Consider the following 26645-nt stretch of genomic DNA (forward strand, 5'->3'; position numbering starts at 1 on the left):
AGAATGGCTAGAATGAGCGAAACAGTCAAAATTAAACGCGTGGCCCCAAACAGCCTAACAACAATAACGCCAATTTGACGACTTTACCTACCGGTTTGTCTCAAAACGACGAAAAAGTGAGGTTAGTATCGGAATCGGGGCGTGCGAATAATGGGTTTTTTATTCGTGTTCGGAGCGGGCAGCGCATAGCTTAACAGTACTTCATATGACCCCGGCCGTTTGGCCGTTACGCCAGCAATGGTGAAATCATAAGATAAGCCCAAACGCAGGGCGTTATTGGCTAACAGGTTTGTACCAGCCATGACCGTGACCGCATCCCCGGTGCGGTAGGCAACCCCACCAAAATACTGATTATTATACGTACCCAGGATATTCAGATCCAGCGACGAAGCCTGTGGCCCTGGCTCTGTACTGTACTTGTATAAAATAGACGGTTGTATGTCCAGTGCATAGCTTACTCCCAACCGATACCCGGCCGACAGATATGCCGTTCGCGACAGCGGATTAATGCCCGTTGCCGTGCCAAGTTTGTAACTGGCGGCATTGAGGTGAAATAAGCTGACACCCACCCAGTAATCGACGGTATTGTAATGAATGCCTGCACTAACGTCTGGTTGTACTTGAGAAACCTTGCCGGTACCAATGAGCGGATCGCCGGGGTCACGAACAATGACATCGCTGTAATCGATCGATTTGTTGTAAACGCCCCCCTGAAGGCCAACTGACAACGTACCTGATTTCAGCGGTAGCCGATATGCGTAGGCTACCTGTACGGATTGGTTGCTTTGCGGGCCAATGGCATCGTTGAAGGCGTAAATACCCACGCCACTGTTCAGCCGGGTAAGCGGAAGGTTGGCCGTCAGCAGTTGCGTTGTTGGTGCGCCACCCGCTCCGCCCGACGTCTGGTAGCCCGCCCACTGCGTTCGGTAGATGAGCTGTACCCGCGTAAGCCCTTCAGAACCAGCCGCAGCCGGATTGTAGAAGGTTGGCGCGAACGGAAAAAAACTAAACTGAGGGTCCTGCTGTCCGAACGCAGTAAGCGCGAGCAGCCAGCCACCAATAGACACGTAGAGTTTGCGAAGCATAGACGAAGAAAATCCGGGCGGTCATTACCCTGGTCAATTACCTGATTAACGCCCGTAAACACAAAATATTGACCGAAAAAAAGGTCGATACCTGCTTTTTATGCGGGCATCGACCTTTCTCTAACGTGTAAGGCCTATATATTGTTAGCTTTCCGAATGTACAGGTCCAGGGCACCTGTCATTGAGGGTGCATTGGGCAGGGGCGCTTCGATGTCGAGTGTCAGGCCAGCTTCCATGATTGCCTTGGCGGTGGTAGGGCCAAATGCCGCCAATCGAATGCCGTTCTGTTTAAAGTCAGGGAAGTTTGTCATCAGCGAAGACACACCCGACGGACTAAAGAAGGCAATTAAATCGAAATTAGTAACATCCAGATCCGACAGGTCGGTGGCTACCGTTTCATACATCACCGCTTCTGACAGGTGCAAACCACCGGTATCCATGAAATCGGGAATATCGTTGCTTCGGATGTTCGAGCAGGGAAACAGGAATTTCTCTGTTTTATGCTTCCTGATCAGATCAAAAAGTTCGCGTGCCGTTTTAGTGCCCGAAAATATCTTCCGTTTCCTGATGACAATGTACTTCTGAAGGTAATTGGCTGTCTGCTCCGAAATACAGAAGTATTTCATGTCGGCAGGTACGTCGATACGTGCTTCCAGACAGATACGAAAGAAGTGATCGATAGCATTTCGGCTGGTGAAAATGATTGCCGTATGCTCCAGAATATTGATCTTCTGCTTACGAAACTCCTTATACGATACACCCTGTATCTGGATGAATGGCCGAAAGTCGATGGTAATGTTGTACTTATCAGCCAGATCGAAGTAAGGAGATTTATCGTCGGCGGGCTTGGATTGGGTCACTAACACATGGCTGACTTTCGTCTGACGTTCCTCGGTGGGCTGTGTGTTGGTATGGCTCATTGAATCTACCTCTATGTTACGCATTCCGGCGGCTGCACGGTGTGGGTTGGCTCGCTGAAGAAAAGACCACGTCTGTTAAACGGCAAACCGGATACCGACAACAAGCGGGATTAATTCCACGATGCAAAGGTAGGAAAATAAATAGAGATTTTTGACCGGCATCAGCCGCACAAAGGTCAGATACAGCCAGGCCAGCCGCCCCAGATAGAAACTTATAAACGGTATAAGTACATAACTCACCGGAGTTTCTATAAAAGAAACATACGGACTGATTGCCGCCACCAGCATAGCTAATGCCGTGGTAAACAAGAGCGAAGCCTGGAGCACTTTGAAGTAATGCAGGTTTACCAGGGCATCAAATTTATACAGGCTTCCTACGGCCGCAATCAACAGGTATTTACCAATAAGTAGCAGAAAGATTACCAGACTTAGTATGACATAACTCATTAGCAACCAAAAGAATGTCTGTTGCTGAGGAAGCAAGCCTCCCGACCCGAACAGAAACACATTTCGGTGCTGAACATACATAAACAAAAAGGCCAGTACCAGGCTGAGGTTTAGCGTGAAGGCCATCGACGTTCGGCTTAGCGGCCTGTTGATGATGAACGACTCGTCGGGCGAAGCAAGCCTGAATAGATTGACAGGATTGTAGAAAAGCAGAAAAGCGCGCCGGAAAAACGTGTATAAGAACGCATGAGCAGCCAGCAGAAAAAGTAGACCAACGCTAAAGAAGTTACCGTATGGTGATATATTCCTGGGCCGAACGCTCAATAAATCATCGTTGAGCCGGATTGTCTGGCTGGCGGCGGCACGCGGATAGCCAATAAATAGCTGCCAGTTGCCGGGCGAAGGGGGGCCGTAAAGCGTTAGGAAGAGGCGCGGTCTCCGATATAAGCGATATAAGCTATCAATGTCCAGTACAAGCCACTGGCCAGCCGGGCACTTTTGTCGTAAGGCGGCGTCTATAAATAAGAAGCCTTCCTGTTTACTGGCGATGAGTAATTTGTAATGCCGATTGCTCTCGATGTCTACTGAAGCGCTCAGTGCATTTTCGGTACTATGCTGTTCAACAATGAAGGGCACGTAGGCCTTGAACGCCTCATCATAAATCACAAATTCCTGCTGGAAGTCATGAACGGGAAAGTAAGCCTGGTTTGGCCCCACTCCATCCTGTCGCCCCTGTGCTAGAAGCGAATGAGTAAACGAGTAAATGAGCGAAAGAGTGACCAGTAGCCTCGGTAGCCTCAACCGAATGACCACCCTGTAACACCGGTTAGTCATCAAAATAAGGCCACTCAAACGCTCTTTCACTCTTTCGTCCTTTCGCTCTATCTATTATAATCCCAGTGCTTTAAGCATCGTATCACCAATCATAGCAGGTGATTCCACTACGTGGATACCACACTCACGCATGATGGCCATTTTAGCAGCAGCCGTGTCGTCAGCACCACCCACAATAGCCCCTGCGTGGCCCATCCGGCGACCTTTCGGCGCAGTCTGGCCAGCAATAAAGCCAACTACGGGCTTACGATTGCCGTCTGCTTTGATCCAGCGGGCTGCTTCGGCTTCCATACCTCCTCCGATCTCGCCAATCATCACGATGGCTTCCGTTTCGGGGTCGTTCATTAGCAGTTCAACAGCCTCTTTGGTTGTGGTGCCAATAATTGGGTCCCCACCAATACCGATCGCCGTTGTCTGGCCAAGGCCAGCTTTAGTAAGTTGGTCAACCGCTTCGTAGGTCAACGTACCTGATTTTGATACGATACCGACTTTCCCTTTCTGAAAGATGAACGCAGGCATGATGCCTACTTTACACTCACCGGCCGTCATAACACCCGGACAGTTAGGACCGATCAGGCGGGTTTCTTTTCCTTTCAAATACGCCTTCACGGCCACCATGTCTTCGGTCGGAATCCCTTCCGTGATGCAGATGATCACCTTGATACCGGCATCGGCGGCTTCCATAATGGCATCGGCGGCAAAAGCGGGCGGTACAAAAATAATCGACGTATCGGCACCAGCAGTCAACACGGCTTCGTAGACCGTATTGAACACAGGCTTGCCAAGGTGGGTCTGACCTCCTTTTCCGGGTGTAACTCCTCCGACCAGGTCTGTACCATAGTCAATCATTTGCTGGGCGTGGAAACTCCCTTCAGAGCCGGTGAAGCCCTGCACTATCACTTTCGAGTGCTTGTTTACTAATACGCTCATGCTGTTCGTGGGTCGTAGGCGGTGCCTCGTGCGTTGACGTCTATATTGCAGATAATGGCGCAAAAGTAGACCGAAAAACGGTATCTTCCGCAATGATTCTTTCGCATATGATCTCCGACGCGGTACTGGCCGCAACGGGTGTCTGGGTATTCAGCACGGCATTCGGACGGGTTTCTTTTTACGCTCGCCTTCTTTGGGGCTTCTTTTTTTTAACCATCTCTCTGGCAGCTTTAGCGGGCGTGATTACCTTCGCCGGCCTCACGGCCCTGGAACCGCTCCACAGTTCGCTGACGGTGCTGGCGGGCAGCCTGGGTGTGGTCGCCGTGGTGGTGGCAACTTATGCTACGGTGCTCGATCGACGGCTCTCTCCCGTAAGTTTCGGGGTTTCGCTTGGCATTGGCATGATCCTGTTCATTCTGCTCTACCTGCCCGAAGTGGCCGTTTTTGCGCCCGTCGTGGCCGCCCTGGGTATCCTCCTTGTGATGCTGCTGGCCGTGCTGGCCCTCCTGCGAAAACAACACTGGGCGGTCTGGATCGTCGTGGCAGTCATGCTCATGGCCTTCGCTACAAAGGTGCAAAACGTGGTGCTGCCCCTGCACCCCCTCGATGCGTATCACTACCTGATTGCGCTGGCGCTGGTCTGTTTTTGGTACGCCATGCGTAAACGGGATCAAGCCTTGTAACGTACCTGGCATTGGGCCGTTGCTTGTCGAATGATAACATTTTATCGACATCGTTCGTCTTTATAGTATGACTCAACGCACCTCACTGCTACGCACCGTTGGCGCTTTTCTCGCCGTTTCAGCCGCCTTATCAAGTTGTAAAAAGGACGATCACACCAACGAAATTGGTCGGCAGCTACAGGTCACGCGCCACTTTGCCGACTCGGTAGGTATCGACACCACGCAAGTTGCCACGGCATTGCCCCAGGCAAACCCGGTCGAATCGCGCGCCACGCTCGAAAAGCTGATCACGGAGATCAAGTATGGCCACGCCCCGACCGACCAATCGTTTGTTAAGCTGACGGAGAAAGTCGATACGGCGGTGATCGGCAACTTGATTCGCGCCAAAGACATCAGTGCCGCCCTCAAAGCGGAGGCCGCTCGTTTCGGCCCGTATAAGGCGCTGCTGGCGAAATACAACGAAGTCAGGAAAACGGCGTCGCCCACGCAGATTCAGGAAATCAGACAGACGCTGAATTTTTACCGGTATTTGAATCGGTTTGACACCGAGAAGTTCGTCGTCGTGAACATCCCGGCCGCCCGGTTGGCCGTTTTCGATAAAAGCGGCCAACGCGAACTGCCAATGGACGTGATCGTTGGGAAAGCCGCCAAAGCAACGCCCCGCTTCAACTGCTACATCACGGAGGTAGTGGCCTACCCCTACTGGAACGTACCTGCGGGCATTGCGCTGAAAGAAATTGTGCCCAAAGTACAGGCGAACCCAAGCTTTTTGGACAGCCAGAATATGGATGTGCTGGATAAGCGTGATAAACCCGTAGACCCGGAATCCATTGACTGGGCGAGCGTATCAGCGTCGAATTTCCCGTACCGGTTCCGGCAACGGTCAGGCTGCAATAACTCCCTGGGTCTGATCAAGTTTGTGCTGAATGGACCACCGGCCATTTATCTGCACGATACCAACGCCCGCGAACTGTTTGATAAAACAACCGACCACTGGCGGAGCCACGGCTGTGTGCGCGTTGAGAAGCCGGTTGAACTGGCCAACTTCGTGCTGGGCGCGCCTAAATTCGATGAAGGTTTTTATAACCGCTGCCTGACCGACCAGACGCCATCGACGTTCAAACTACCCAAACCCTACCCGCTTTTCGTCACCTATAACCTGGCCGATATTGACGAACAGGGGCAACTCGTCTACTACAAAGACGTATACGGCAAAAAGCCGGAAAAAGTGGCGAAGCTGTAAGTCTGATTTAAGCTTTTACGAACATCGACTTTTTCAGGTACGTATCGTCGGGGTAATAAATAAACAGGCAGGAGCCGCCCGAAATAGTGCGCACAATGGGCGAACACTCGGTGGTCGACACGGCGGGGCAACCCTGACTACGCCCCAGCCGACCGGTGCGACGGATAACATCTTCACACACATAATCGGCACCGTGCATGACAATAGCCCGCGAAAAGGCGTTGTCGTTTATGCCCTTTTCCAGGCCCTGCAACTGCATAGACAGACCGTGTTTCCCCTGATACAGGCCCAGCGTTTTGTAGAAACCGAGGCTAGACTGAAACGACGAGTTTGTGTTGGAGAAGCGTTTTGCCTGTAGTTCGCCCGAGTTGCGGCCGTGGGCTACGTAGGTATTGAACAGCAGTTTACGCTTCACTAAATCGATAACATACAGCCGTTTTTTGCTCGATGGCTGGCTCATGTCAACGATCGACAGCAGGGGTTTAGCCCCCACGATGTGCTGCATGCCCCGCAACGCGATGGTGTAAGCATCGCGGTTCAAGCCGGAGGCAGCCAGATTCAACTCATCATAGAGTAGTTGAAACGTAGACGGAGCAGGAAGACTAGCGGAAACGGTTTTGGGCGGCTTTTCTGCGGGACTCATGGTCTTTTCTGATCCCGGCAGGGTAATAGACAGTAACGAGAAAGCAACGATCAAGGCTTGTTTCATGCAGACACGGGGCTTGTTTAGGTCTCGGTCCTCAGAAAACGGATAGTCTACTATTTTGATTCACTAAATCGATTCAGGTACGTTCTTTTAACCGGATTTTCAGCGCCCACGCTCAGTTGGTCTGGCGTGCGTTTACGAATGACGATGCCGCCAGGTACGTTGGATCGGGGTAGTAGACAAATAGGCACGCCCCGCCTTCCACCTTCTCGAGAATCAGTTTTGTGCTGGCATTCGGAATAGCCGGGCACCCTTCACTATGCCCTAGTTGCCCGGTCAGTCTGACGGTGTCTTCGCACACGTAATCAGCACCGTGCAGCACAATATTACGGGCAAATACATTGTCGTTGAACCCCTTTTCAAGCCCTTTCAATTTTAGCGACAGACCATGTTTACCGTGGTAGCGGCCCATAACCCGGTAGAATCCGAGGCTGGTCTGATTAGAGTTGGTCTGATTCGAAAATTGCGTAGCCATCAGCCCGCCCGACTTACGGCCGTGGGCAACGTAGGTACGTAGTAAAACCGTCTTCTTCGCCAGGTCGAGCACATATAGCCGCTTCGCCGACGAGGGTTGAGTCATGTCGGCAATCAGCAGAAAAGGCTTTTTTCTGGGCACCAGTTGCATGCCCCGCCAGGCCAGATCAAACACCGCCGGGTTTAGCCCCAGCGAATCCAGACCCAGCGAATCGTACAACGGGCTGGTTACCAGTTTAACAGGCTGCACCACCTCTGTCTTGGCAGTCGTCTTCGTCTCCAGCGATGTGCAACCAGTTAGCCATATACAAAACAAGCAGGTAATGTATTTCATGACGGCAAAGGTAAACGAGTAGTAAGAAAAGCCCGACTTGCAATTTATAGCATATTGCTAACGTAACACGGACTTCAGTCGGGGACGCCTAGTCCGTTTTTACTGTCTGAAAAACGGACTAGGCGTCCCCGACTGAAGTCCGTGTTACATGTTGTTCACTTCTTTACTCATGAAAAACAGTCTTCTTATTTTGCTGTTCTGGTGTTTGACCGGCGCGGCACTGCTGGCCCAGTCCACAACGTTTACCAATCCCATCAAGCCATCGGGCCCCGACCCCTGGGTGTTGCAGAAAGGAGGCTGGTATTATTATATGAACACCACAGGCAGTAACCTGACTCTCTGGCGCACCCAACATCTGGCCGACCTCAGCACGGCCGAACGGAAAGTCATCTTTAATCCACCGGCCAAAACGGGCTACTCAAGAGAGTTATGGGCCCCCGAAATTCACTTCTTCGATAACAAATGGTATGTCTACTTCTCGGCCGACTCGGCTACCAACATCAGCCACCGCGTTTGGGTACTTGAAAACAGTGCCGCCGACCCATTTACGGGCGAATGGGTAGTACGGGGTAAAATCGGTGACCGCAACGACCACTGGGCCATCGACATGTCGGTGTTCGATTTTCGGGGTAAGCGGTATGCCATCTGGTCGGGATGGGACGGGCGAAGGAATGGGCAACAGGATATATTCATTAGCGAAATGACCAATCCGTGGACGTTGAAAAAGGGAAAGCGCGCCAAAATTTCATCCCCCCAGTTCGACTGGGAGAAGCATGGCGACGTACCTGCGGCCTGGCAGAAAAATGGCGAAGTGCCCAAAATATACGTCAACGAGGGGCCGGAAGCCCTGCAGCATAACGGCCAGTTATTCATCGCTTTTTCGGCCAACGCCTGCTGGCTCGATTACTGCCTTGGCCTGCTCACCTATCGCGGCAAAGGTAGTTTGTTGAAGCCCGGCAACTGGACCAAATCGCCACAGCCTGTTTTCACCGAATCGGCCGAAAATGGAGTGTATGCGCCGGGGCACGGTGGTTTTTTCGAAGACGCGAAAGGGCAAAACTGGATGATCTACCACGCTAATCCCGGTGCCAACGACGGTTGCGGCAATAAGCGGGCACCTCATATTCAAACGTTTAGCTGGAACGCCGATGGCTCGCCCAACTTCGGTCGGCCCATTCCCAAAGTACCCACGCCTGCACCAGCCCAATAATCCGAAAACCCTTCCTGGCATGCATGTTCTGGTCATTCCCGATAAATTCAGAGGATCGCTGACGGCCCAACAAGCAGCAGACGCCATAAAAATGGGGTTACACCGCCACCATCCCGACTGGACGGTGGCCAGTCAGCCCATCGCCGATGGTGGCGAGGGCACCGCCGATCTGCTGACGAAGGCAACTCAGGGAACGATCAGGTCCTGCACCGTGGCCGATCCGCTGGGGCGCCCGGTTACGGCCCGGTATGGCGTTTCGGGCGACGGGCAAACGGCTTTTGTTGAACTCGCCGAAGCATCGGGTCTGAATTTACTGGCCCCAAACGAACGCAACCCACTCAATACCAGCACATTTGGAAGTGGCAAACTCATTCTCGATGCGCTGGAAACCGGGGTTACGGAAATCGTACTCTGCATTGGTGGCAGCGCGACCAACGACGCCGGTATTGGCATTGCAACGGCCCTGGGCTTCCAGTTTTTCGACGCACACGACGTACCTGTGCTACCGATTGGTAACAATCTGGTACGCATTGCCCGCATCGACCGGAGCAACGTACTTCCCGCCTTGCATCAGGTACGTATCCGGGTAGCCTGCGATGTTACAAATCCGCTGTATGGACCAACGGGCGCAGCCTATGTGTACGCGGCTCAGAAGGGAGCAAACGTACAGGACCAGCGAAAACTAGATGACGGCCTACGCCACCTTGCTTCACTTATTGAACACGAATGGAATCTATCAGCCGCTCAGGAGCCGGGTAGCGGAGCGGCTGGTGGCGTAGGTTTTGGCGCACGCGTCTTTTTGAGAGCCCGGTTAGAACCCGGTTTTGCAGTGGTAGCGCAGTATACCCGCCTGAGCGAAGCCATTGAACAAGCCGACCTGATCATTACGGGGGAAGGGAAGTTAGACGCGCAAACCCTGCATGGCAAGGCTATTCGGGGTATTGCCGACCTGGCACGGGCGGCCAACAAGCCAGTAGTTGCTTTCTGTGGTCGGCTTGACCTGACGCCGACACAAATCCAGCAGTTGGGACTTCAACAGGCAATACCCATCTCACCTGCTCATTTTACCCTAAATGAAGCCAGAAGGCAGGCATTCATCTTGCTATGTGAGGCCGTGGCTATGGCTTATGACGATTGACAAGCCTCTTTGAGCAGCTAGCTGACAAGTCGTGCCGGATGAAATATGAATGATCATATTATCTACCAATAAATTCTAAGTAGCCTTTATAAATCCATAATAATACCAGAGCACTGTTCACGTGAACCTTGTAAAAAAAATCAAACCAGAGCCCCCCGATACGTAGAAGAAACCTTATACCTATAACCCATTGACTATCAATTAAATAGTCAATAAACAAATAAGTATCTAGCAATCAATTTTTTATATACTTATACTTACAATTGTAGGTACAAGACGCCAACCCACAGATTTGGTATACAATTTGTACAGGCAGCGATTGTGATCATATAGTAACTTCTGATTTACTCAAAATCAACAGGAAAATGTCGCTCTCCTTCCGTCGTGCAGTTTCTGCCTTCAAGTAATATCCCTCTCTAGTTTACCGGTTCAGAACTTTTTTCGTAAGCCCTCTCAATGGGCTTGGCTGGCATCGCTATGCGCTAACGTTCAGGAAGCGAATTGCTTCTACCGCTACTCAACCGTGAGATCATCATCTCAACATTTTTACAACTTCCTTCTCAATTATGACAAATCTTCTACTCAAAGTGACCGGCCTGCTGGTTTCTTTGGTCCTCACCATGTCCGTGGCTATCGGACAAGCGACACCGCAAACACGCGAGAATAATCAGGTCTGTATGGACCCCATCGTGGGCCCCGGTCGCGGGCCATATATCAATAGTGCCCGTACATCGGGTATTTGCGTAGCCTGCTCTGGCAGCAGCACAACCGCAGTGGCAGATGGTAACCTGGCCAATTTTTCGACAATAGATCTGGGCGTATCCGCCGCTGGTGGCTACCGGATTTCGGTGCGCGATTCGCTCCAGTATTATCCCGGCGGCAATGAAGTCGGTTTTGTGATTCGATTTCGTCAGAATGGGCTACTTGGCCTGATCGACGCTTCTTTATTGAATCAGTTCACTATTAACACCTACCGTTCGGGTACTCTGGCACAAACGGCTACCTTTTCCAGTGGCGGTGGCCTGTTGAAGGCCAATGCGCTGAACGCCAGTGGGCAGGGAAAGCAAATCCTGAGCTTTGTAACGACACAGGATTTCGACGAGGTTGAACTGGTTTACACGGGTGTGGTTACGGCAGGCAACGCAGTCGATGTCTACAATGCCTTTGAAGGCCCGGCCAACTGCCGCCAGAGTTGCGTCAATGCGCTGCTTACCCCCGGCGAATCGGCAACGGTAACCAGTGGCCAAACAGCGCTGGTCCTTGGCGGTTGCGCATTGGGCGGCATTACGAATACAGCCAACGTGATCGATAGCGATTCAACCACCAACTACGCCACGATTTCTGCGCTTATCGGACTGCAATGTACCCGTTACATTCAGGTACGTTCATCAACCACATACCCGGCAGGTTATGAAGCAGGCTTCGTTATTGCCAACGGAAACGGACTGATCAACCTTAATGTGCTGGGAGGAATTACGGTGCAGACGTACCTGAATAATAGCCCTGTTGAGTCATTCAGTGGCACCTCGCTGTTAACCGCCGGTGTATTAGGTGCTACTACCCCCTTCCAGGTTGGCTTTAAGGCAGCACAGCCATTCAACAGCATCCGCATTTCACTAACGGGTGTGAGCGTGGCTGTGGATCTACGCGTATATAATGCCTATGTAGTAGCCGATAGCGACAATGACGGTATTGCCAACTGCATGGACCGCTGCCCAGCCGGTAACGATCTGCTCGATTCTGATGGCGACGGCACTCCCGATGGTTGCGACCAGAATATAGCCAATCTATCGGTCACCAAATCGGTCAGCAGCGCGACCGCCACCGTTGGCAGCTCAGTCACTTTCACGGTTGTAGCATCCCGTACAGCGCAGTATGATGCCACGGGCGTTGTGGTGCGGGATACGCTGCCTGCCGGCTTAACGTACGTCTCGCATACCGTTTCGCCGGGTACCGTGTACGACCCCGTCACCGGCCGCTGGACCATTGGTAGCGCACTGGCAGGGCCAACCACATCCGTAAGCCTCATTGTGACGGCCACAGTAAACGTCGAAGGCGTCAGTTCAAACGTGGCGGAAGTAATTCGCAGTAACGAGACAGACCCGAACTCAACGCCGGGCAACGGCAACACGGCCGAAGATGACATTGCCAGTGCCTGCGTAAGCGTACCCGTTCGTCTATGCGAGGGTGAACGATTGCAGTTGACAGCCCCCGCCACGTTCTCGTCGGGTGTAGAATGGTTCCGAACGTTCAACGGCACAACTACATCTGTGGCAACAACCGCTACGTTCTCGGCATCACTTACCGGTAACTATACCTATACGGCCGTAGGCAATACGGGTTGCGCCTCGGGTAACTGCTGCCCAGTCATTATCATCGTCGATCCGCTGCCAACGGCTGTCATCGTCGCCAGTGCGTCGGTTGTCTGCGCAGGAACCAGCAGCGTTCTATCGGTTAGCAACGTCATTGCTGGCGCAACGTACGTATGGAACGACGGAACAACAGGAACAACGCTGACGGTGACGCCCAACGTAACGACCGTGTATAGCGTTTCGGCAACAAGCGCGGCTGGCTGTTCAGATGTAACAACCTTCACGGTTGTTGTGAATCCGCTCCCTGTTCAGGCGGCACTCGTCGCTGTCTGCGGACCAACCGGCAGCAATACGTATAACTTCGTAGTTAACCCAACCACCTCTGGTGCTGGCACAAACTACTTCCTCACGGTAGGCACAGGTGCTGAAGTAGGGCCATTTGCTTACGGAACGGCCAGAACAATTGAAGGGAACACCGGTAGTTTCTCGGTAGTGATTCGCGATGCGATAACGAATTGCTCGATTACCCGCGCCATAACGCCACCGACCGACTGCCCAACCTGCCCACCGAAAGTCTGCTCACCAGTTAGCATTGTGCGGCTTCGCTAACAGTACATTACGCGTCTTGATTGCTTCCGCCCTGAATGGCTCCAATTTAATAGAGGGCTGTTCAGGGCGAATTTTTTAGTGCTTACTTGCCGGGAAAACAACGGCCCACTAACACTATCACTGACCTTCGGGTTTAGTCCTAAACAAATTACCATCATGGCTCGCCAGGATTCACATACCGAATACATTGTCAGTAAAGACGCTTATAACATGGCGGTTTCCAGTTTACCCACTTCAGGAACAGCAGAACAAAAGGCCATTTCAATGCCAATAACGGCCATGCAGTACCGGCAGAACGTGAGCCAGACGATCAACGCTGGCAAATGGTCGATGTGGGGGATTTCACTCGAATCGTTTGAATTTACCTGGCAAGACGGAGTCTGGCAACCGCCAGCCAACCTGATCATTCGGAAAGATTAAGGTTAATTGGTTATTGGTCGACGGGCCACGCGGCAGCAATAACCAATCAACCATTCACCGCTTTAGCCACAATTCCCGGGGTGATGATCTCATCGGATACAGGCTTGCGATGCCACCACGACGCCAGCATGGAACCAGTTATGTTCATCAGCGGACCAAAAATGGCGGGGGCCAGTCCGACAGTAGCCATCTTACCCATTTCTTTGGCAATACCAGAGGCAAGGCCACCATTTTGCATCCCTACCTCGATGGCAATGGTGCGGCAGTCGCGTTCATTCATGCGGAACAGGCGGGCCGACCAGTAGCCAAGGATGTAGCCACACAGGTTATGAATCAACACCAGGCCAATCAGCGTGGGGCCGATTGTGAGCAGACTGGCCCGACCAGCGGCCGTTATTACGACAATAATAAACGCGATGCCGAACATGGAAACCAGCGGCATGGCGTCGTCGAGCCATTTTGCTTTTCCGCTCAGAAACTTGTTGAACAGCAACCCGGCACCGATAGGCAGAATCACCATCTTGACAATGTCCCACATCATATGCAGCATGTCTATTTCAACGAAAGCACCGGCCAGCAGCTTCATCAACAGGGGCGTGACAAACGGAGAGATCGTGGTTGAAATGGCCGTTATGGTGATGGAAAGGGCCAGATTAGCTTTGGCAAGGTAAGAAATTACGTTCGACGCCATACCGTTGGGCGAACAACCGATGAGCACGATACCGGCGGCAATCTCGGGCTGTAAGCCGCTCAGGTTGGCCAGGGTAAAACCCAGCAGTGGCATGATCAAAAAGTGGCTGAACACGCCAATGAATACACCTTTGGGCATTTTCACGACGCCAACAAAATCCTGCGCGCTCATGGACGTACCCATGCCGAACATGATTAGTTGGATCAGCGGTGTGATCAGGCCGGATAGCTTGTAGCCGTTAACCTCGACAAAGTAAGATGGATAATACAGGGCCATCGTGACCGAAGCGAAGATGACAACGGTGTAGGAAAACCCTTTCCATTGGTCATAGCCCCTAAAGCCAACTGCCAGGGCCAGGAAAAAAGTGATTAGAAACGGTCCGGCCTGATCGAGCGAACCTGTAAGCCCAAAATAGAGCGCGACGAGCAGGCAAAGTGCTGCCAGACTCAGGATCACCTTATAAATAGTCATGTTGTTCGAGGAATAGTTCTGTTAAAAAGTAATCTCCCCGCTATCTATTACTCTATAAACCGCTGATTCGCTGCGAATTTATTGCTTCGATCCTGTTCGCATAAGCCGCTGCAAAACCATGTAGTGTTAAGGATTGATGAAATTTATAAATGAGTGAACGCTTATTTATATTGCTTGTTTAGTTTTGTAGCGAAGCTCGATGGTATGCGAACGAGGAATACGGATAAAGAACTGCTGGTCAAGAACAAAGCGATTGATATGCTTGTCAAGCACGGATTTGACGGGTTCAGCATGAACAAGCTGGCGAAAGACTGCGGTATTTCCGTGGCGACGCTCTACATCTATTATCAGGATAAGGACGACCTGATACAGAAGATAGGCGCGGAGATTTCGCAAAACTTTCTGGCCTCTACGTTCAGTGACTTTTCGCCCAACATGTCTTTTGCCGACGGGCTCAGAATACAGTGGCAAAACAGAGCCCGCTTCTCGCTAACGTACCCAAACGAAGTGGCTTATCATGAGATGATCCGGTTCTCGCCGTTTGGCGACACCATTCTCAGAGAGACGGTAAAGACATTCAAGGAGGTGATGTCGCTGTTTCTTCGCAACGCAATCGATAACGGCGAGTTGAAACAGGTAACGCCTGAAGTATTCTGGAGTGTGGCCTATGGGCCTTTATACACGTTGCTTCGCTTTCATAGCCAGGGGCAGGGGCTGGGTGGTAACCCGTTTCAGTTTTCCGACCACGTTATGGAAGACGCTCTTCAGATGGTTTTGAAAGCCCTGAAGCCTTAACTTATTCACTCAGTGCATTAACGGCCTGATTTTATGACGGTTCCATTAGCTCATATCCTGGTTTTCAAGACCTCTCTTCAAACGTTGCCCGATTGCGTTAAGGCAACATTGGATGCGCAGGCCGAGATACAAACGTGGACCATCGACCTTCAGGATGTCGATTGTGTTTTGCGCGTTATCTCGGCTACCCTGACGCCCGCAACAATTATTCACCTGATCAGCCGGCACGGCTACGATTGTGCTGAACTGGACTAAACACAACAATTACGATGGAACAACAACCTGTACTTGCTTTTACTGCTTACCAGAAATTCCTGATCGCCGTGCTGGCCCTACTCCAGTTCACCGTCATTCTCGATTTCATGGTGCTCTCGCCACTGGGCGATATTTTGATGAAAACCCTCAACATGACACCGTCCAACTTTGGGCTGGTTGTTTCCTCGTATGCCTTCAGCGCGGGGGCGTCGGGTATTCTGGCGGCTGGTTTTGCCGATAAATATGACCGCAAAACGCTCCTGCTGTTTTTCTACGTCGGTTTTATTGCAGGTACGTTGTTTTGCGCCGTGGCCAACAGTTTCGAGATGCTGCTGGCGGCCCGGATCATAACCGGTTTGTTTGGCGGCGTTATCGGGTCAATTTCGATGGCCATCGTGGCCGATCTATTCGCCATCAACCAGCGCGGCCGCGTGATGGGGTTCATCCAGATGGCCTTTGCGGCCAGTCAGGTACTGGGCATTCCTATCGGGCTTTATTTTGCCAATCTGTGGGGCTGGCATGCCGTCTTTCTTATGATCGTGCTACTGGCCATTCTGATCGGAGTAGCCGTTTTGCTGAAAATGAAGCCTGTCGACAAGCACCTAGCCCTTCAATCGACCGATAATGCGTTTCAGCATTTGTGGCATGCGCTATCCAACAAAACCTACCAGACCGGATTTCTGGCGGTTGCTTTCCTATCCATTGGCGGCTTCATGCTGATGCCATTTGGCAGCGCTTATCTGATCAATAACATTCACTTGACGCAAGCCCAGTTACCCATGATTTTTCTGGTCACCGGCCTGTCGTCCATCATTATCATGCCTATTGTGGGGCGGCTGAGCGACCGAATCGACAAGTTCTGGCTGTTTACGGGCGGGTCGTTGCTGGCCATTGTGATGGTGCTTATTTACACCAGCCTACCGCCCGTTCCGGTCTGGGAGGTGATGGTGATCAACGTGATCATGTTCATGGGCATCATGAGCCGGATGATTCCCGCCAATATTCTCAGCACCGGCCTACCCGATATGAAAGACCGGGGTGCATACATGAGCATCACGGCTTCGCTGCAACAAATGGCGGGTGGAGTAGCCGCCGTTGGGGCGGGTATGATTGTTACGCAGAACGGTCATGATGGGCCGCTGGCGAATTACAAGGTGCTTGGGTACGTTGTTTCGGCGGCTTTCATTGCCTGTATTTTCTTCGTCTACCGTATCTATGTACTCGTTAACCAACGGGTGAAAGAGTCATCACCGGCGGCAACAGCCATTGACACGCAACTAGCTGCCAGTCAAACAATTGCTTCGCTGGAATAAGGCGAGTTATAGAGCAGATAGCCAGCAGACTGGTTTCGCGTAGTTAGTATGGTGAATTGCTGCCACGTTGCAGGTTGCTTACGCTGGAGTAGTTTGCTTATCGTCGGTATCAAGCTAGTTACACGCGCTGACATGATTATGTTAAGCCCGTAAACTGCTTACATGCTTGCGGGCTACCACTGTGCTCACAGCCACCCGCCTGACTACTGTATGAACCGACGCCACTTCACTCGCCTGTTTTCGGCACTTCCTCTCGCTTCTGTTGCCCCGCTTCAGGCAGCTCAAACCAAATCGCTTACAACCCCGGTTGTACCACTGCTAGCCGAAACTGACCGGACTTACTGGCTTCAGACGCTCCTGAAAGTAGCCGATCCGGTATTGACTGCGCTCGCGAAAGGTCAACTAAAAGCCACTATGCCGGTTGAAGCGGCACCCGGTCAGGAAGCAGGGCGGCGGAACGTAACGTACCTGGAAGCCCTCGGCCGTACGCTGGCGGGACTGGCTCCCTGGCTGGAACATGCAGCGTTGGGTGCCGAGAAAGCCCAACAGCAGACCTATGCGACACTGGCCCGGCAAGCCATAACAAACGGTGTAAATCCACAATCGCCCGATTACCTGAATTTTACGCGGGGCGGGCAACCACTGGTCGATGCGGCGTTTCTGGCGCATGCCCTGTTGCGGGCCCCGAACCAGCTTTGGCACCAACTGGATAAAGAAACACAGACCCGGTTGGTGGCCGCTTTCAAATCGAGCCGGAGTATTAAGCCGGGCTATAGCAACTGGCTGTTATTCAGTGCCATGATCGAGGCGGCACTATTAACATTCACCGGCGAAGGCGACGAAATGCGGATGGATTATGCCATCAAACAACACCAAAACTGGTATAAAGGCGACGGAGCCTACGGCGATGGCCCCGACTTTCACTGGGATTATTACAACAGCTACGTGATTCAGCCGATGTTGCTCGACGTGGTTCAGGCATTGGTGACGGCCAGAAAAGCGGAACAGTCGCTGTACGATTCGTTGTTGGTTCGTGCGCAGCGATATGCCCTCATTCAGGAACGACTGATTGGTCCCGACGGCTCATTTGCTGCCTTTGGCCGGTCGCTGGCTTACCGGTGCGGGGCTTTTCAGTTGCTGGCCCAGATAGCCCTGCATAATCAGTTGCCGCCCGAATTGACAGCCGCTCAGGTACGTAGTGCGTTGACCGCCGTTATTCACCGCACGATGGATGCCCCAGGTACGTTCGACGCCAAAGGTTGGCTACAGATCGGCTTGTGCGGTCATCAACCGGCCATCGGCGAAACCTATATTTCTACCGGTAGTCTGTATTTGTGTTCGGAAGCGTTTCTACCCCTGGGCCTTCCCGCCGACAATGCCTTCTGGACCGCCCCCGCCGAAGACTGGACCGCCAAAAAAATCTGGTCCGGCCAGGACGTCAAAGCCGACCACGCCATAAAAGCGTAACACGGACTTCAGTCCGTTTTTTTGCTAAACAAAAACGGACTGAAGTCCGTGTTACAATGTAAAAACGATTATATGAAATACGTTCGATTTGGCAACACCGGCCTGATGGTCTCTAAACTTTGCCTGGGTTGCATGACCTATGGCCGCCCAACAGAGCGTTGGCCCTGGGCACTTGACGAAGAACAAAGCCGCCCGTTCATCCAGAAAGCCCTCGACATGGGCATTAACTTTTTCGATACGGCCGACGTCTACACGGCGGGAGCCAGTGAAGAGGTGGTCGGCCGGGCGTTGCGTGACTTTGCTACCCGCGATGAAATCGTACTGGCGACCAAAGTATTCAACCCGATGGGACCTGGCCCCAACGCCAAAGGGCTGTCGCGGAAGCACATCATGAGCGCCATCGACGCCAGCCTGAAACGACTCGGCACGGATTACGTTGACCTCTACCAGATTCACCGCTGGGATGCTAACACGCCCATTGAGGAAACAATGGAAGCACTACATGATGTGGTGAAAGCTGGCAAGGCGCGTTACATCGGGGCGTCGTCTATGTATGCCTGGCAATTTGCCAAAGCGCAATATACCGCCGACCGGCACGGCTGGACGCGCTTTGCGTCGATGCAGCCGCAGTATAACCTGGTGTATCGGGAAGAAGAGCGCGAAATGCTGCCTTTCTGCCAGGATCAGAACATCGCCGTTATTCCCTGGTCGCCGCTGGCCCGGGGATTACTCACGGGCAAGCGAAGCAGGAAGCGGAATGAAACCGAGCGGGCCAAAACCGATGCCTTCGGTAAATCGCTCTACACCCGCGATGACGATTTCGCCATTGCCGATCTGGTCACCAAACTAGGCGAAGCGCGGGGTGTCCCTCCTACTCAGATTGCCCTGGCCTGGCTGTTTTCTAAACCCGTTATCACGGCGCCCATCATCGGAGCCAGCAAACCCGGCCATCTGGAAGACGCCGTTGGCGCGCTCGACGTAACGCTGACAATTGATGAAATCAAGCAACTGGAAGCCGCCTATCAGCCGCATCCGGTAGCGGGGATTTAAGAGCAGGTACGTCTCACAGATTAGTTATTGGTAAAATAGTGGGTTAAACCAGTATCGCGGTCCGGGTTTTGCCATCAGTAAGTAAGTTACCCGCTTACAGTCTTATAAAACATGTGCAATAAATTCTTACATTTAGCCAAGCAATAGCCGTAGGAATCCTATGAATCAGCAATCGACACTGACCGCTCAGGAAATCAATCCATTAGCCTCACTCGACGAGTGGGAAGACGACCTCCTTGTCCGCTACCCTGACCCGGCCGATGTACAGCCGGAACACAAGACCAAAGACGAGTTCCGCAACTACGAAGCCCCCGCCCGCGACAGCGTTCGGGAATTCTACCGGCTGAACCACCAGTATCAGACCTACGACTTCGTACAACAGAAGCGGGCCGACTATCTGGCGTTCAACAAAAAAGAAATGTCGGTTTGGGGTGCCATGGAATTCCTGAATACACTGGTCGATGATTCGGACCCCGATATTGAGCTGGATCAACTGCAACACCTGCTGCAAACCGCTGAAGCCATCCGCGCCGACGGCCACCCCGACTGGTTCGTGCTCACCGGTTTTCTGCACGATATGGGCAAGGTACTGTGTCTGTTCGGTGAGCCGCAGTGGGCCGTTGTGGGCGACACCTTCCCGGTAGGTTGCCAGCATTCAGACAAGATTGTGTATCCCGAATTTTTCGCGCAAAACCCCGACAGCCAGAACGAGCAGTTCAACACGAAATACGGGATATACAGCCATCAGTGCGGGCTCGACAACGTAACGATGTCGTGGGGCCATGACGAATACCTGTACCACATCACGAAAGATTACCTGCCCGAACCGGCGTTGTACATGATCCGGTATCACTCGTTTTATTCGCAGCATCGCGAAAAAGCGTACGATCACCTGCTCAACGACCACGACCGGGCCATGTTCAAATGGGTCGACAAGTTCAACCCGTATGACCTGTATTCGAAGAGCCCGAAAACACCCGTTGTCAGCGAGCTTCGCCCCTACTACGAAGACCTGATCGCAAAATATTTACCAGAGAAAGTGAGGCTGTAAAGCCTACAAACGAAACGGGACCAGCCAACACTGGTCCCGTTCCTGTTTCATTTTATTCGTATATCTATCTGTATGATCCCGGCAACTTTTACCAGTTCCCCCGCCAAGTACTGATCTTCAGTAATTCGATCATTCTTACGGTTCAATTCCATACTGCTTCAGCTTGCTTCGAAATGTGTTTATCGCCTTGTAGCCCACCGCTTTACAAGCCTGGCTCTGATTTCCCTTGTAGTGTTGTAAAGCGCGTTCGAGTAAGTCTTTTTCTACTATCGCCCAATTCAACGATGTGTTTTTCTGGCTGGTCAGGCGAGTTAAGCGGGAAGGCAAACTGGTAGTCTGTATTTCTCCATCCGTAAACACAGCAACGTTTGTAATCAGGTTTTCTAACTCCCGCACATTGCCGGGAAAAGGGTAGTGTAGTATCGCTTCCTGTGCTTTCTGACTTAGTCGTAGATCAGGCTTCGTAAATTCCTTCCGAGCTTTTTTCAGAAAGAAATCAATCAACGCTTTTTTGTCTTTCTCACCTCGCTGGCGTAACGGCATCAGGTTTAATTCCACCACAGCCAGCCGATAATATAGATCCCAACGAAAGGTACCAGCTTCACACATCGACTCTACATCACGATGGGTGGCTGCTATCACGCGAACATTCACTTTGCGGGTTTTGGTGGCTCCAACCGGAATAATTTCGCCTTCCTGTAACACACGCAGCAGTAACTGCTGCATGTATGGAGAAATATCACCGATCTCATCCAGAAATAGGGTGCCGCCATCGGCTTCGTCAAAATAGCCCTTACGGTCTTCCTTTGCATCGGTAAACGCTCCTTTCACGTACCCAAACAAGCGTGATTCCAGTAAGGAATCCCCTAGCGCTGAACAGTTGACGGATACAAACTTTCCGGTAGCTCGTGCACTCTGCTGATGAACGTACCGGGCCAAGTGCTCTTTGCCTGTTCCACTTTCGCCGCTAATCAGGCAGGTTACTCCCTCTGCCTTGGCCACAAGACGAGCGCGTTCGTAGATCGGTATGAGGCTTTCCGTAAGCAGGTAATCTGTATTTGACGACCGACGTTGCAGTTTCTGTTCTGCTATGACCGCCGAATACGGAATGGTCGACGTCTCAACCTGAATTTCCAACAGCTCTGGTTTCTTACTTGTCGTAAACTTGGCTGCTTTACTCTGCAGCAACCTTGTTTTAAGCCCAAGCGAGGTGTGGCATATATACCAGCTCAACTGCATCGCCGAAGTGCCTGGTGAAAAGAATATATCAATCTCGTACTCGCGGTATTCTAATAATATAGCCTCAACCTTATTCTTGATCAACAGCAGGTTAATAGGGTCGTTGACATCCACATAGACCGGTTCAACAACCCGCTTTGGGTACTTCCTTCGTAGAAACGCTGCCAGCATCTCTATGGCTGGGTCGCCGTCAGCTTCACGGGCTGTCGTTAGAAGCACATGCTTATCATAACTCGCATTTTCATAAAAGCAGTCGTAGAACTGCACCGTCGGGCCATTTTCATCTACATGTACTCCCTCCTTTTTGATGAAGTCATGTGTATAGGCGTACCAGGAGATCAATAATTTCATAGGTCAAATATTGATATATAATGTAAATTTTGATACAAATAACGTAAAATAGTAGTCATAATCCAGCAATAGAGCTTTGGCACAGCACTTGCAATCATCTCTACGTATCCGCTTCATTGACAACTAGCAAACTCTGATACAATCGATCAACGCATACATACTATCAATAACAGCAAGCATGACCACGCACAAGATTTTCAACCTGATTATCCTCGACGAAAGCGGTTCGATGGAAGCGATTAAAGCAGCGACTCTTACCGGATTCAATGAGGTTGTCCAGACCATACAGGGAGCCAGCCAACTTTTCCCTGAGCAACTACATACTGTAACACTGGTTACGTTCAACGGGCTGGGTATCACCACCCGTATCGATAATCAACCTGCTGAACGACTAACGTTATTGACCAATGAGCTTTTCAAACCCAACGCCAGCACACCGCTGTACGACGCTATGGGTCGCAGCCTACTTCGACTGGAGTGGCTAACGGAGAAAGAGACAGACTATACAGTATTAGTCAGCATTCTGACTGATGGCGAAGAAAACGCGTCGAAGGAGTTTACCGGCCTTCAAATTCAGGCGATGATTGATCGGCTTAAGCGGCGTAACTGGTCATTCACCTACATGGGTGCCAACCATGCTGTTCAGAAAATGGCGTTCTCGCTTTCCATTGAACAATCAATCACCTTCCAGACAAATGAGCAGGATATGAAGCAGCTATTTGAGCGAGAACGCAAAGGGCGCACGGCTTTCTATGATAAGCGTAGCAAAGGGCAGTCGATCAAAGACGCAGAAAGCAATTACTTTGAGCAGGATTGAAGGACGAAGCAGGGCAAACGCATGGACGGCGTAGCTGCTTCGCGCTGTAGGCCCTTCGTCCTTCGACAGGCTCAGGGTGACAATCTACTAAGGTACGTCAGCCAATAAACTTGAGTTAGATTGTCACCCTGAGCCTGTCGAAGGGCCCGGGGCGTGGAGCTTAAAGTGTGAAGCTATGCCGTTCATGAGTTTGCTCTGTAAGCAGTGAGTAATAACGCACCTTATTCAACTTATCGATTAACTTACGCCCCCCTTATGTCTTTTCTTGATCCACAACCAGTAAAGCCAGGTCAGATTATCAGTAATCTTATTCCCGGTGAGCCAGTTTTATTAACCAGCGTTCAACCACGGGGGCAGCGAATTTCGGTACACTACACCGGTAAGCATACGGGCCTGGCCAGCACAATGGTCATTACCCAACAACGAGCTGGTGAACTGACCGTACTAGCCGAAGAAGGATCGTTTTCATTTACGGGCAACCCAACCGGCTTCACGCTATTTGCCGAAGCCGAACGCATCTTTTCTGCCTACCAATTCGACCCACTGTTTGCAGTCAATTGTAGCGTTGTCGATCCCCTACCGCACCAGGTCGAAGCCGTCTATAAATACCTGCTTCCTCTGCCCAATATTCGTTTTTTACTGGCCGATGATACAGGAGCGGGCAAGACGATCATGACCGGTCTGTTGATCAAGGAGATGATGACTCGAAACCTAATCGAGCGGGTGCTGATCATTACGCCGGGTGGCCTAACCCGACAGTGGCAGGAAGATGAAATGGGGTTGAAATTCAACATTCCGTTCAAACTGGCTAACCGAGCGGCTTTTTCAGCCGATCCGCTGATTTTCCAGAGTTCTGACCGGATTGTTACGTCTATTGATTTTCTGCGGGGTGAAGATGTCCTGAACGTGGTACGATCACTACGCTGGGATCTGGTTGTGGTCGATGAAGCACACAAACTCTCTGCTTTTGATTATGGCGAACGGAAGTATAAGTCGAAACGCTACGAGGCCGTTCAGGCACTCGCACAATCGTGTGAACACCTGCTCTTGCTGACGGCCACACCACACCGAGGCCGCCGCGATACGTTCCGCAATCTACTTCAACTACTGGACGAAGACATTTTCTCGACCGATTCACTCGTGACCGAACGGGTACGTGAACTCGCGGGAGGCCGCCCCGGCGAAAATGGCATTAACAAGTTCTTTATCCGGCGGCTGAAAGAAGACATGCGCGATTGGCAGGATCAACCCCTGTTTAAAGAGCGCTTCACCAAAACCGTTAAATATCGGCTGACAAAAGCCGAAAAAGAGCTGTATGACAACGTAACAACGTACCTGACCCGCCAACGCGAAGAAGCACAACAGGAACGGAACGTGCATGTCAATCTGGCGCTGATGGTTATGCAACGCCGCTTAACCAGCTCCATATACGCCATTAAACGTACACTGGGGCATCGGCATCAGGCATTGCAGGGGCTGCTGAGCGAACTGACCAACAATCCTAATCTGTGGAGTCAGCGCCAGCGAATTGACCCAACAATGGCCACACTCGGCCTTGATTCAATTGATGATTACGATGAACTCGATGATCAGGAACGCGAAGGACTGGAAAATATCCTGTCTGATCCGCGCAAGTTTCGGCTGTTCACCACGGCGAAAAGCCCGGCTGAGATTCGGGAAGAAGCCCGCCAGGTGAAGATTCTGTTCGATCAGGCGGAAGCCTTGTATACGTCGGAACAGGAAGAACAGAAATTTATTGAGCTGCGTGAGCTATTGAGCACTCAGGGCGTTCGAGATAACAACGAGAAGCTGGTCATTTTCACCGAGCATAAAGACACGCTCGACTACCTGGAAAAACGGCTGCAAAACAACGGCTATTCAGTAGTTACGATTCATGGAGGAAAGGGCGTTGACGAACGCCGGACAGCCCAGATCGATTTTGCCCGCAATGCCCAGATACTGATAGCTACTGATGCGGCTGGCGAAGGAATCAACCTGCAATTCTGTCGACTGCTCATCAACTGGGATATTCCCTGGAATCCTAACCGCCTGGAGCAACGCATGGGGCGGATTCACCGCTACGGTCAGCAACAAAACGTAATGGTGTTTAACCTGGTAGCCCAAAACACGCGTGAAGGCGCGGTGATGGAACGGCTCCTGCTGAAGCTGGACGAAATCCGTAACCAGATGGGCAACGACCGGGTGTATGACGTGATCTCCGACGTGTTTGAAAACGTAGGGCTCGATGACATTATCAACTCTGTGTTTAACGGACAGGAAACGGCCTTCGATATGGTTATTCAGCAGCAATTGAATGAATCGGTGGTGACACAGCGAATCAACGACCAGCGGAATCAACTGGCTTACAGCGGCATCAACTACCGCGAAGCCAGGCAGTTGAAAGAGGACTCGGACGAGAAACGGTTGCAGCCGATCTATATCCAGCAGTTTTTCGAGAAAGCGTTTACCTTTCTGGGTGGTGTGCTGACCGAGGAACGTACCCAATTGTTCCGAATGACAACGCTGCCCGACGAGCTGGGTACGTTGCTGCGCACGGAGTATGACCTGCTGATCGATCCGACCAAACTCTATCTGTGTTTCGATAAATCCGTTTTTCTGGATCAGCAACGGCAGACCAGTAGCCTTACCAAAACGATCTACGTCAATCCGGGTAATGCCCTGTTCGATGCGTTGGTCGCACTTATCCAGCACCGGTGCCGCCCCGATGCACTCAGGGGTACGTTACTCGTTTCGCCCGAAGACACGGCTCCATTCGCGGCCTATCTGGTGCAGTCGCAGGTAACGTATCACCGACGGGCGGGGAATCAGGCCAACACAACCCAGGTAGCCGACGAGCGCCTGCTGCTGGTATGTGAAGATGAGGCCGGCGAATTGTCGATCACCTCGGCGGCTAAACTGCTGGATCTGCTGCCACCGGCGGTGTTTGCCAAACCCATTGACCCACCAACCGGCATCACGACCGAAGCTGTGATTGACTGGAGTTTTATGCACATCACTGAACCGCAATTGGCAGAAACCGATCTGCGTATTCAGCAAGACGCCACACAACGCCGTCAATATCTGGAAACAGCCTTTACGGACCTGATCATTCAACTAACAGCCGATATTAGTGAATTAGAGGGTAAATGGGCGTTGGGCGACAACCGGGCGCAGGAAAAAATAGCCAAGAAACAGGAACGCATTAATCAGTTACTCGACCGTAAAAAACAGCGTATGAGCGATCTGGATGGGCTTTCGAACCTTACCCTGAAAGAGCCAAAGGTGCTGGGCTGCGCCTATGTGATGCCACTTACTCAACTGGAATTCAAAGGACATTTTGGTATGAGCCGCGACGACGAGGCCGAACAGATTGCCATGACAACAACCATGCAGTTTGAAGAGGAACAGGGCCGTTTCCCGGTCGACGTCTCGGCCGATAATGTAGGCTACGATATCCGCAGTCAGGATACCGATGGACTGAAACGGTATATCGAAGTGAAAGGGCGAAGTGTAGATGGTGCCGTGATGCTTTCTGACAACGAAATGTCGAGGCTGGCGCAACTGGGCAACGCGGCCTGGCTCTACATTGTGACGCACTGCAAGAGCAACCCGCAACTATTTGTTTTCCAGAATCCGGCGGCTACGCTTCAGTTTCAGAAACAGACCCGCGGCATTCAATACTTGCTCCCCGAAGCGGAATGGAAACAGAAAACCGGGCAACTAACACCTCTTTTCACTGAATCATGAATTGATCTTTTGCCTTTTGTTCGATATATTAGCTTGTTCGTTTTTATCAAACA

General features: G+C 51.7%; 22 protein-coding genes. 14 read left to right on the top strand and 8 right to left on the bottom strand.

Going from position 1 to position 26645, the window contains the following annotated elements; genetic code table 11:
- Nucleotides 1-122: 122 nt before the first annotated feature.
- From ACFE8Q_RS14220 to sucD, 4 genes are all read right to left on the bottom strand, one after another.
- Nucleotides 123-1085, bottom strand: a complete 963-nt coding sequence (locus tag ACFE8Q_RS14220) for a type IX secretion system membrane protein PorP/SprF (protein WP_375446075.1) — start codon at nucleotides 1083-1085, stop codon at nucleotides 123-125.
- 134 nt (nucleotides 1086-1219) lie between these two features.
- Entirely contained in the window at nucleotides 1220-2005 is a 786-nt protein-coding gene (locus ACFE8Q_RS14225; protein WP_375446076.1) for a uroporphyrinogen-III synthase, read from the bottom strand.
- Between the two features lie 75 nt (nucleotides 2006-2080).
- The gene (locus tag ACFE8Q_RS14230) at nucleotides 2081-3286 is read right to left on the bottom strand and encodes a DUF4271 domain-containing protein (RefSeq protein ID WP_375446077.1); all 1206 of its coding nucleotides are present in this window, start codon (nucleotides 3284-3286) and stop codon (nucleotides 2081-2083) included.
- Between the two features lie 54 nt (nucleotides 3287-3340).
- On the bottom strand, nucleotides 3341-4216 hold the full coding sequence (gene sucD / locus ACFE8Q_RS14235) for a succinate--CoA ligase subunit alpha (protein WP_375446078.1): 876 nt from the start codon (nucleotides 4214-4216) through the stop codon (nucleotides 3341-3343).
- Between the two features lie 92 nt (nucleotides 4217-4308).
- On the opposite strand from sucD, the gene ACFE8Q_RS14240 reads away from it, so the two are divergent.
- A complete protein-coding gene (locus ACFE8Q_RS14240) occupies nucleotides 4309-4899 on the top strand; it encodes a DUF6962 family protein (protein ID WP_375446079.1) in 591 nt (196 codons plus the stop codon).
- 67 nt (nucleotides 4900-4966) lie between these two features.
- A complete protein-coding gene (locus ACFE8Q_RS14245; RefSeq protein WP_375446080.1) occupies nucleotides 4967-6142 on the top strand; it encodes a L,D-transpeptidase family protein in 1176 nt (391 codons plus the stop codon).
- 7 nt (nucleotides 6143-6149) lie between these two features.
- Here ACFE8Q_RS14245 and ACFE8Q_RS14250 read toward each other — a convergent pair whose 3' ends face one another.
- Both ACFE8Q_RS14250 and ACFE8Q_RS14255 read right to left on the bottom strand, forming a co-directional pair.
- On the bottom strand, nucleotides 6150-6851 hold the full coding sequence (locus ACFE8Q_RS14250; RefSeq protein WP_375446081.1) for a murein L,D-transpeptidase catalytic domain family protein: 702 nt from the start codon (nucleotides 6849-6851) through the stop codon (nucleotides 6150-6152).
- Between the two features lie 112 nt (nucleotides 6852-6963).
- Nucleotides 6964-7656 (bottom strand): murein L,D-transpeptidase catalytic domain family protein, encoded by a 693-nt coding sequence (locus ACFE8Q_RS14255; RefSeq protein WP_375446082.1) that lies wholly within the window; start codon nucleotides 7654-7656, stop codon nucleotides 6964-6966.
- Between the two features lie 169 nt (nucleotides 7657-7825).
- Here ACFE8Q_RS14255 and ACFE8Q_RS14260 point away from each other — a divergent pair, with 169 nt between their 5' ends.
- From ACFE8Q_RS14260 to ACFE8Q_RS14275, 4 genes are all read left to right on the top strand, one after another.
- Nucleotides 7826-8866: a family 43 glycosylhydrolase gene (locus ACFE8Q_RS14260; protein ID WP_375446083.1), complete on the top strand. Its 1041-nt coding sequence runs from the start codon at nucleotides 7826-7828 to the stop codon at nucleotides 8864-8866.
- Nucleotides 8805-10004, top strand: a complete 1200-nt coding sequence (locus ACFE8Q_RS14265; protein ID WP_375446084.1) for a glycerate kinase — start codon at nucleotides 8805-8807, stop codon at nucleotides 10002-10004. The genes ACFE8Q_RS14260 and ACFE8Q_RS14265 overlap by 62 nt, the downstream gene beginning before the upstream one ends.
- A gap of 566 nt (nucleotides 10005-10570) precedes the next feature.
- Nucleotides 10571-12925 carry a hypothetical protein gene (locus tag ACFE8Q_RS14270; protein ID WP_375446085.1) on the top strand — a complete coding sequence of 785 codons (2355 nt, stop codon included), beginning with the start codon at nucleotides 10571-10573 and terminating at the stop codon, nucleotides 12923-12925.
- Nucleotides 12926-13081: 156 nt separating this feature from the next.
- Entirely contained in the window at nucleotides 13082-13345 is a 264-nt protein-coding gene (locus ACFE8Q_RS14275) for a hypothetical protein (protein WP_375446086.1), read from the top strand.
- A 46-nt stretch (nucleotides 13346-13391) separates the two neighbouring features.
- On the opposite strand, the gene ACFE8Q_RS14280 is transcribed toward ACFE8Q_RS14275, so the two are convergent.
- Nucleotides 13392-14507: a bile acid:sodium symporter family protein gene (locus ACFE8Q_RS14280; RefSeq protein WP_375446087.1), complete on the bottom strand. Its 1116-nt coding sequence runs from the start codon at nucleotides 14505-14507 to the stop codon at nucleotides 13392-13394.
- 204 nt (nucleotides 14508-14711) lie between these two features.
- Between ACFE8Q_RS14280 and ACFE8Q_RS14285 the strand changes: the two genes are divergently transcribed.
- The 6 genes from ACFE8Q_RS14285 (at nucleotide 14712) to ACFE8Q_RS14310 (ending at nucleotide 20438) form a co-directional block, all read left to right on the top strand.
- The gene (locus ACFE8Q_RS14285; RefSeq protein WP_375446088.1) at nucleotides 14712-15302 is read left to right on the top strand and encodes a TetR/AcrR family transcriptional regulator; all 591 of its coding nucleotides are present in this window, start codon (nucleotides 14712-14714) and stop codon (nucleotides 15300-15302) included.
- A gap of 33 nt (nucleotides 15303-15335) precedes the next feature.
- Nucleotides 15336-15557 carry a hypothetical protein gene (locus ACFE8Q_RS14290; RefSeq protein ID WP_375446089.1) on the top strand — a complete coding sequence of 74 codons (222 nt, stop codon included), beginning with the start codon at nucleotides 15336-15338 and terminating at the stop codon, nucleotides 15555-15557.
- 14 nt (nucleotides 15558-15571) lie between these two features.
- Nucleotides 15572-16870 (top strand): MFS transporter, encoded by a 1299-nt coding sequence (locus ACFE8Q_RS14295; protein WP_375446090.1) that lies wholly within the window; start codon nucleotides 15572-15574, stop codon nucleotides 16868-16870.
- 210 nt (nucleotides 16871-17080) lie between these two features.
- A complete protein-coding gene (locus ACFE8Q_RS14300; protein ID WP_375446091.1) occupies nucleotides 17081-18337 on the top strand; it encodes a DUF2264 domain-containing protein in 1257 nt (418 codons plus the stop codon).
- 72 nt (nucleotides 18338-18409) lie between these two features.
- On the top strand, nucleotides 18410-19387 hold the full coding sequence (locus ACFE8Q_RS14305; protein WP_375446092.1) for an aldo/keto reductase: 978 nt from the start codon (nucleotides 18410-18412) through the stop codon (nucleotides 19385-19387).
- Nucleotides 19388-19547: 160 nt separating this feature from the next.
- Nucleotides 19548-20438, top strand: a complete 891-nt coding sequence (locus tag ACFE8Q_RS14310; protein WP_375446093.1) for an inositol oxygenase family protein — start codon at nucleotides 19548-19550, stop codon at nucleotides 20436-20438.
- Between the two features lie 135 nt (nucleotides 20439-20573).
- Here the strand turns inward: ACFE8Q_RS14310 and ACFE8Q_RS14315 are convergent, their stop codons facing one another.
- Nucleotides 20574-22028 (bottom strand): sigma-54 interaction domain-containing protein, encoded by a 1455-nt coding sequence (locus ACFE8Q_RS14315; protein ID WP_375446094.1) that lies wholly within the window; start codon nucleotides 22026-22028, stop codon nucleotides 20574-20576.
- A gap of 178 nt (nucleotides 22029-22206) precedes the next feature.
- Here ACFE8Q_RS14315 and ACFE8Q_RS14320 point away from each other — a divergent pair, with 178 nt between their 5' ends.
- Nucleotides 22207-22845: a VWA domain-containing protein gene (locus tag ACFE8Q_RS14320; protein ID WP_375446095.1), complete on the top strand. Its 639-nt coding sequence runs from the start codon at nucleotides 22207-22209 to the stop codon at nucleotides 22843-22845.
- 255 nt (nucleotides 22846-23100) lie between these two features.
- Nucleotides 23101-26592: a helicase-related protein gene (locus ACFE8Q_RS14325; RefSeq protein WP_375446096.1), complete on the top strand. Its 3492-nt coding sequence runs from the start codon at nucleotides 23101-23103 to the stop codon at nucleotides 26590-26592.
- Nucleotides 26593-26645 lie beyond the last annotated feature (53 nt).

The organism is uncultured Fibrella sp. (assembly GCF_964250085.1).
In the GTDB taxonomy this organism is placed as follows: domain Bacteria; phylum Bacteroidota; class Bacteroidia; order Cytophagales; family Spirosomataceae; genus Fibrella.